This is a genomic window from Gemmobacter nectariphilus DSM 15620, assembly GCF_000429765.1.
Lineage (GTDB): Bacteria > Pseudomonadota > Alphaproteobacteria > Rhodobacterales > Rhodobacteraceae > Wagnerdoeblera > Wagnerdoeblera nectariphila.
Window position 1 is genome coordinate 1 of sequence record NZ_AUCM01000045.1, and the last position, 7233, is coordinate 7233.

Genomic DNA, 7233 nt, shown 5'->3' on the forward strand with positions numbered 1-7233 from the left:
TTCCCTTTGCAGCCGCATTTCGGGGTGAACCGGATCGCCACGTGGTCACCTTCGGTCACGACGACGATCACCACCGAAGGGATGCCGATCACCTCGGTCGGCACCGTGTCGCACCCGACGCTGGCGGCCACCAACCTTGCCGCCTCGATGCGGCGCTGGCGTCTGACTTCCGCGGCGGTCGTGGACTCGGTCGCCGACCAGCGTTCCGCAGGCTGGGCCTGCTGGCGCGGCAACGCGGCGGGCCTCGGCGGCTGGACCTTCGTGACGCGGATTTCGCTGACGACGCTGCAAGCGACCGGCATGGGGTTCTTCGGCCTCTACGGATCTACGGCCGCGCTGGCCACCACCCTGACCCTGGCCGCAGCCATCAACTGCATCGGCATCGGTTTCCAGCGCGGAACCCATGCGAACTGGCAGCTGGTTCGCAACGACGGTACCGGCGCACCGACCCTGACTGACATGGGCGCGTCCTTCGCCATCGCCACCGGTGGCGTGCTGACGATCTTCATCGCCGCCCCGCCGAACGGCAGCTCGGTCTGGGTGCGTGTCGTCGACGAGGTTTCCGGCGCGGTCTTCGAACAGGAGATCACCGCCGACCTGCCAGCGGCCACGCAATTCCTGTCGCCGAGGCTGTTCCTGAACACCGGCGCGACCGCCGCCGTCGTCGCCTACGACTGTGCCGGGGTCTACGTCGAGACGGACTTCTGAGCCAGCTTCTTGGAAAGCCAACTCGTGTGAAGCCCGGGCCGGGCGACATCAACGGGAAGCGCCGAACGCCTCGACCGTGGCGTATCGCCCGGCCCGGATCACGGGTTCACGGTTTCAAAAAGCGGCAGGGATTCGCTGCGCCGGAATGGTGGCACGGCTAAGCGGCATCTGTCCCCTGCGGCGATGGGCACAATTGTGCACCTTGGATCAGGCCGAAATCTGAACCACGCTTTCCCCAAACCCGTCGTTCTGGCAATGTTCTGTCCTGCCTTTATGATTCCCGGACCTGCACATGTGCAATTTGTACTCCCAGACCAAGAGCCAGGACGCCATGCGCCATGTCTTTGACGACATGCGCGCGGATGACGAGGACGTGGTCGATCTGACCGGCAATCTGCCACCCATGACCGGAATCTTCCCCGACTATCCCGCGCCGATCATCCGGCACGGGGCGCAGGGTGGCTGGCAATTGACCATGGCGCGCTGGGGTATGCCTACACCGCAGGTGTTTCTGGCAGGCAAGCGCACCGATCCCGGCGTCACCAATATTCGCAATGTCGCTTCGGCCCATTGGCGACGCTGGCTCGGGGTGGAACATCGCTGCCTCGTCCCCTTCACCAGCTTTTCCGAGATCGACAGCCGCCCGGGCGCACCCCGCAACCATCCGGTCTGGTTCGCGCTTGGCCAGCATCGCCCCCTGGCCTTCTTTGCGGGCATCCGCACCGAATGGACCTCGGTGCGCAAGCTGAAGGAGGGCGAGGTGACGGCAGAGCTGTTCGGTTTTCTGACCTGCCCCCCCAATGCCGAGGTCGCGAAGATCCATCCCAAGGCGATGCCGGTGATCCTGACCAGGCCCGAGGAGTGGCGGCGCTGGCTGACTGCACCGGTGGCCGAGGCCCTGCCGCTGCAACGCCCCCTGTCCGACGGTACGCTGCAGATCGTGGCGGAGGGAGTCCGGGAAGATGCGGCCTGAGACCTTGCGCCCTGAACTGGCCCACGCCGACGAATTCGACCTTTGTGGGCGACGTGTGCATGAAGCCGAAGGCCGCGGTCGCCGAACCTTTGCGCTGTTTCAGGCGGTGCGGCATCCCGGCCCGCTGGTCTGGATCCTGCCCGCCCATGTGCCGGAACTGCCGATGCTGCGCGGATTGCCGAAAGGTGTCGGCGAACGGCTGCACCTGTTCCGCGCCGAGGGCGAGACCGATCTGCTGTGGTGCATCGAGGAGGCACTGCGCTCGGCTCCCGTCGGCCTCGTCATCGCCGAACCGGAAAAGCCCCTGTCGCTGACCGCCGGGCGTCGCCTGCAACTGGCGGCCGAGGCTGGGCGGACCACCGGCCTGATGCTGATCCGCGAAGGCGCGGGCAGCAATGCCACCGAAACGCGCTGGGCCTGTGCCCCCGTAGCAAGCCCGGCTGCGGACTCGACTCTGCATTGCTGGACCCTTAATAAGAACAAAAAGGGAACTTGCGGAAGTTGGATTGTGAACTGGAATGGCGCGACGGCTGCTGTCCATCTGGTTTCCGAGGCTGGCCAGCGACATCAGCCTGCGGAACCGCCCGGTTGAAGGGCCCCTTGCCTTGAGCCTGCGCTCGGGCAATGCCGATCATCTGCATTGCCTGAACCCCGCCGCCACGGCCCGCGGCCTGCATCGCGGCATGGCACTGGCCGATGCCCGCGCGATCTGTCCCGATCTTGCCATCCGCCCCGCTGATCTGGCGCGTGAGGCGGCGGCGCTGGTGTCCTTGCGCCGCTGGGCCAGCCGCTATGCCCCCATGATTGCCACGGATGGCGCGGACGGTCTTTTGGCCGATATCTCGGGCGTGCCGCATCTGTTTGGCGGCGAAGCCGATTTGCGCGAGGACTTGCACGCGCGACTGACGCGGGCGGGCCTGCATGCGGAAAGCGCCATCGCCGGAACCCGTGGCGCCGCCCATGCGCTGGCCCGTAACGGCGGCGGCATCGTGCCTGACGGGCGACTGATCGAGGGGATCGGGCACCTGCCGGTGACAGCCCTCAGAGTGGACCCTGATACCGCCGAGGCGCTGGCGCGGGTGGGCCTGGCACGTATTGCCGATCTGGCGCATCTGCCGCGCGCGCCTCTGGCCCGCCGCTTCGGGCAAGGGCTGGTTCTGCGGCTGGATCAGGCGCTCGGGCAGCGGGACGAGCCCGTTGCAGCGGAACCGGACGCCCCGCATTTCGGGGTGCGGATGACGCTCCCCGAACCGATCGGGCTGCAAGCCGATGTCATGGCGGGGCTGGAACGCTTGCTGGACCGGCTCTGCGTCAAACTCGCCCAGCATCGGATGGGCGCGCGGCGCGTGCGCCTGGAGCTGCGGCGGGTGGATCGCCACTCGGCACAGGTCGAGATCGGCCTCGCCCGGCCTATGCGCGACCCTGCCCGGATCGCGGCATTGTTCGCCAAGGGCGTGGACGAGGTAGATTCCGGCTTCGGCATTGATGCCCTTCGCCTGACTGCCCCGGTGACCGAGGCCCTTGCGCCCGAACAGATGGGTGGGGGCCCGGCGATCCGGCACGACGACGCACTAGCCGACCTGCTGTCTTCGGTCGGCAATCGCATCGGCTTTGACCGGGTGCTGCGGCTTTTACCCGCGACCAGCCTGATTCCTGAACGCAGCTTCCTTCTCGCCCCCGCTGCCTATTCGGCAGCCGAGCCGATCCCGCATCACGGGGGGGCGGCGCGGCCGATCACCCTCTTTCCGCCCGAGCCGGTAACCGCCGCCTCGGGCAACCCGCCCGCGAGTTTCCGTTGGCGGCGCATGCGCTTGACCACGCTGCGCGCGCTGGGACCGGAACGCATCAGTCCGGAATGGTGGTTCGACGATCCCGCCTGGCGGTCGGGCCTGCGCGATTACTGGCGGATCGAGACCCGGGAAGGGCCGCGGCTCTGGCTGTTTCACACCCCGCAAACCCCGGCCTGGCCCGCGCCCGGAGGGGCGCAGAACTGGCACGTACAGGGGGAATTCGCATGATTCCCTATGCCGAACTTTGCGTCACATCGAACTTCACCTTCCTGACCGGCGCCTCGCATCCCGAGGAACTGGTCACGCGGGCGGCAGAACTGGGTCTGAGTGCCATCGCCATCACCGACCGCAATTCTGTGGCAGGCGTGGTGCGGGCTTTCTCCGCGCTGAAGGAACTGGCGCGTCTTCGCAACGAGGCACAAGCCGAGGCGGCGGTGGCGGGCCCCACCATCCGCTCGCAGCGCGTGACGGACCATTCCAGCCGCCAGACCGTTCCGCATTTCACCGGACAGACTGAGGCTTCTGCCATGTCGGATGCACCGCTGCCGAAACTGATCGCAGGGGCGCGCCTGGTGCTGACGGACTCCGCCGTGGAATGGCTGGCCCTGCCCACCGATCTTGCCGCCTGGTCGCGCCTGACCCGGCTTCTGTCGATTGGCAAGCGGCGCGCGGCCAAGGGCGAATGTCACCTGCAACGCGCCGATCTGGTCGAATGGGGCAAGGGCATGGTGCTGATCGCCCTTTCGCCCGACCCGCTGGACGATCCCGGCCCGAAAAGCACCCGCGGCGATCTTCGCGCCATCGGTCGCGCCTTCCCCGGTCAGTGCTTCCTGGGGGCCGCCCCGCGCTATGACGGCCGGGATCAGATCCGTTTCGACCGGATCGGCATTCTGGCGCAGGAGGTGAGCCAGCCGATGGTCGCTGTGGGCGATGTGCTGATGCACCGTTCCGCCCGTCGCCCCCTGGCCGATGTGCTGACCTGCCTGCGCCTTGGCTGCACCATCGACGCCATCGGCGAACACCGGCTGGCCAATGGCGAGCGCCGCCTGAAGTCAGGCGCCGAGATGGCGAAGATGTTTCACCGCCACCCCGCCGCGCTGCGCCGAACGCTGGAGATTGCCGACCGTTGCGCCTTTCGCCTGAGCGACCTGCGTTATCAATATCCCGATGAAGCCGAGAGCGAGCCAGCGCAGGACCGGCTGGAACGGCTGGCGCGCGAGGGGCTTCACTGGCGCTACCCCTCTGGTCCGCCGCCAAAGATCGTGCATCGCGTGGAAAAGGAACTGACGCTGATCCGCGAGGTGGATTACGCCCCCTATTTCCTGACCGTGCATGACATCGTGCAATTCGCCAGATCGAAGGGCATCCTCTGTCAGGGCCGCGGTTCGGCGGCGAATTCGGTGGTCTGCTATCTTTTGGGCATCACCGAAGTGCCGCCCGAAAGCATCACCCTGATCTTCGAGCGTTTCATCTCCAAGGAGCGGGGCGAACCGCCGGATATCGACGTCGATTTCGAACACGAACGCCGCGAAGAGGTGATTCAGTGGATCTATGACCGCTACGGCCGCGAGCGTGCCGGGCTGACGGCGACGGTGATCCATTTCCGTAGCCGCGCCGCCATCCGCGAGGTCGGCAAGGTGATGGGGCTGAGCCAGGACGTGATCGCCCGCCTTTCCGGGCAAATCTGGGGCTGGTCTTCCGCCGCGCCCGGCGAGGATCGCTTGCGCGACGCAGGTCTTTCCATCGCGGACCGCCGCGTGCAACTGGCCGTGCGACTGATCGGCGAAATCATCGGCTTTCCCCGCCACCTTTCACAGCATGTCGGCGGTTTCGTCATCACCCGCGGGCGATTGGACGAACTTTGCCCGATTGAAAATGCGGCGATGGACGACCGCACCATCATCGAATGGGACAAGGACGACATCGATGCGCTTGGTCTCCTGAAGGTCGACATCCTTGCGCTTGGCATGCTGACCTGCATCCGCAAAGCCTTTGCGCTTCTGGAGGAGCATCGCGGGCAGCAGCTGACGCTGGCCAATGTGCCGCCCGAAGACCCGCCGATCTACGATATGCTCTGCCGCGCTGATGCCATCGGGGTGTTCCAGGTCGAAAGCCGGGCGCAATTGAACTTTCTGCCCCGGATGCGGCCGCGCAAATTCTATGACCTGGTCTGCGAGGTCGCCATCGTCCGCCCCGGCCCGATTCAGGGCGGCATGGTGCATCCCTTCATCAACCGCCGCATGGGGCGCGAAATGGTCGAAGATCTCGGTCCCGCGATGATGGAAGTTCTGGGCCGTACGTACGGCGTACCGCTGTTTCAGGAACAGGCGATGCAGATCGCCGTCGTCGCCGCAGGCTTCACACCATCCGAGGCCGACCGTCTGCGCCGGTCACTTGCCACCTTCAAACGCATGGGCACCATCGGTTCGTTTCGCGAGCGATTTGTCAGCGGCATGCTGGCGCGCGGTTATGACGCCGATTTTGCGGCGCGCTGCTTTGCCCAGATCGAGGGCTTCGGCAGCTATGGCTTTCCCGAGAGCCACGCCGCCAGCTTTGCGCGGCTGGTCTATATTTCCGCCTGGCTGAAATGCCATCATCAGGCGGTGTTCACCTGCGCGCTTCTGAATTCGCAGCCGATGGGCTTCTATGCACCTGCACAGCTGGTCCGCGACGCCCGCGATCATGGAGTGGAGGTGCGGCCCATTTCGGTCAACCACTCGTTCTGGGACTGCACGTTGGAACCGCGCCCCGATGGGGCGCTGGCCCTGCGGCTCGGCTTCCGGCAGATCAAGGGGATGAGGGAAGAGGACGCCATCTGGATCGCCGCCGCGCGCGGTAATGGCTATCCCGATGTCGAAAGCCTTTGGCGCCGGGCGGGCGTGCACGCCGATGCGCTGGAACGGCTCGCCGAGGCTGACGCTTTTGCCGCCATCGGTCTCAATCGCCGAGACTCTCTGTGGGCAGCCAAGGCGTTGAAAGCCCCTGCGCCGCTGCCCCTCTTTGGCTCCGACGGCGAGGGAGCTACCGAACCCAACGTCAAGCTACCCCAGATGACCCTGGGTCAGGAGGTGATCGAGGATTACCTATCGCTGCGGCTCAGTCTTCGTGCCCATCCGATGGAACTGTTGCGACAGCGCCTGCCGGAAAGCCTGGCCCATGATCGCCTGCCACAGGCCAGTGGCCGCATCACAGTCACCGGCCTTGTCATCACCCGGCAGCGCCCCGGCACGGCGTCGGGCGTCATTTTCCTCACTCTGGAGGACGAGACCGGCACAGCCAATGTCGTGGTCTGGAAGAAGGTCTACGAGACCTTTCGCAAGGCGGTGATCGCCGGGCGGCTCGTGCGCGTGACCGGCCGGATTGAGCGCGATGGCCCGGTCACCCATCTGATCGCCGAGAGGGTCGAGGATGTTTCCCCTCTGCTGGCCACTCTGGGCCGCCCCGTCCTGATCGCGCCCAACGACGGTCGCGCCGATGAAACCGGGCGCCCGACTGGCGGCAGCAGGAGACCAACAGCGCGCCATCCTCGCGAACAGGCACGGATGCTGTTTCCTAGTCGGGATTTCCATTGATCGGAAAAATGGAAGTATTCGCCCATCCGCAGGCCCGTCGAAGGGGGACTGGTCGAATGTTGACCAGGTGTTGACAAGAATATCAAAAGCAAGAACCCGACGGTTTACGTCGGGTTCTAAGTGTCTGATATATTTCAGGAATTTGGTTGCGGGGGCAGGATTTGAACCTGCGGCCTTCAGGTTATGAGCC

4 protein-coding genes and 1 pseudogene are annotated in these 7233 nt (G+C 65.8%); all 5 read left to right on the forward strand.

What is annotated here, in order from left to right; all coding sequences use genetic code 11:
* Positions 1-708, forward strand: a pseudogene (locus G481_RS26135) (DUF2793 domain-containing protein); the annotation flags it as partial.
* 292 nt (positions 709-1000) lie between these two features.
* A complete protein-coding gene (locus tag G481_RS0118440) occupies positions 1001-1681 on the forward strand; it encodes an SOS response-associated peptidase (RefSeq protein WP_028031300.1) in 681 nt (226 codons plus the stop codon).
* The gene (locus tag G481_RS24580; protein WP_051294656.1) at positions 1671-2273 is read left to right on the forward strand and encodes an ImuA family protein; all 603 of its coding nucleotides are present in this window, start codon (positions 1671-1673) and stop codon (positions 2271-2273) included. The genes G481_RS0118440 and G481_RS24580 overlap by 11 nt, the downstream gene beginning before the upstream one ends.
* A gap of 13 nt (positions 2274-2286) precedes the next feature.
* A complete protein-coding gene (locus G481_RS24585; protein ID WP_342666602.1) occupies positions 2287-3699 on the forward strand; it encodes a Y-family DNA polymerase in 1413 nt (470 codons plus the stop codon).
* On the forward strand, positions 3696-7043 hold the full coding sequence (locus G481_RS0118455) for an error-prone DNA polymerase (protein ID WP_028031301.1): 3348 nt from the start codon (positions 3696-3698) through the stop codon (positions 7041-7043). Before G481_RS24585 ends, G481_RS0118455 begins: the two co-directional genes overlap by 4 nt.
* Positions 7044-7233 lie beyond the last annotated feature (190 nt).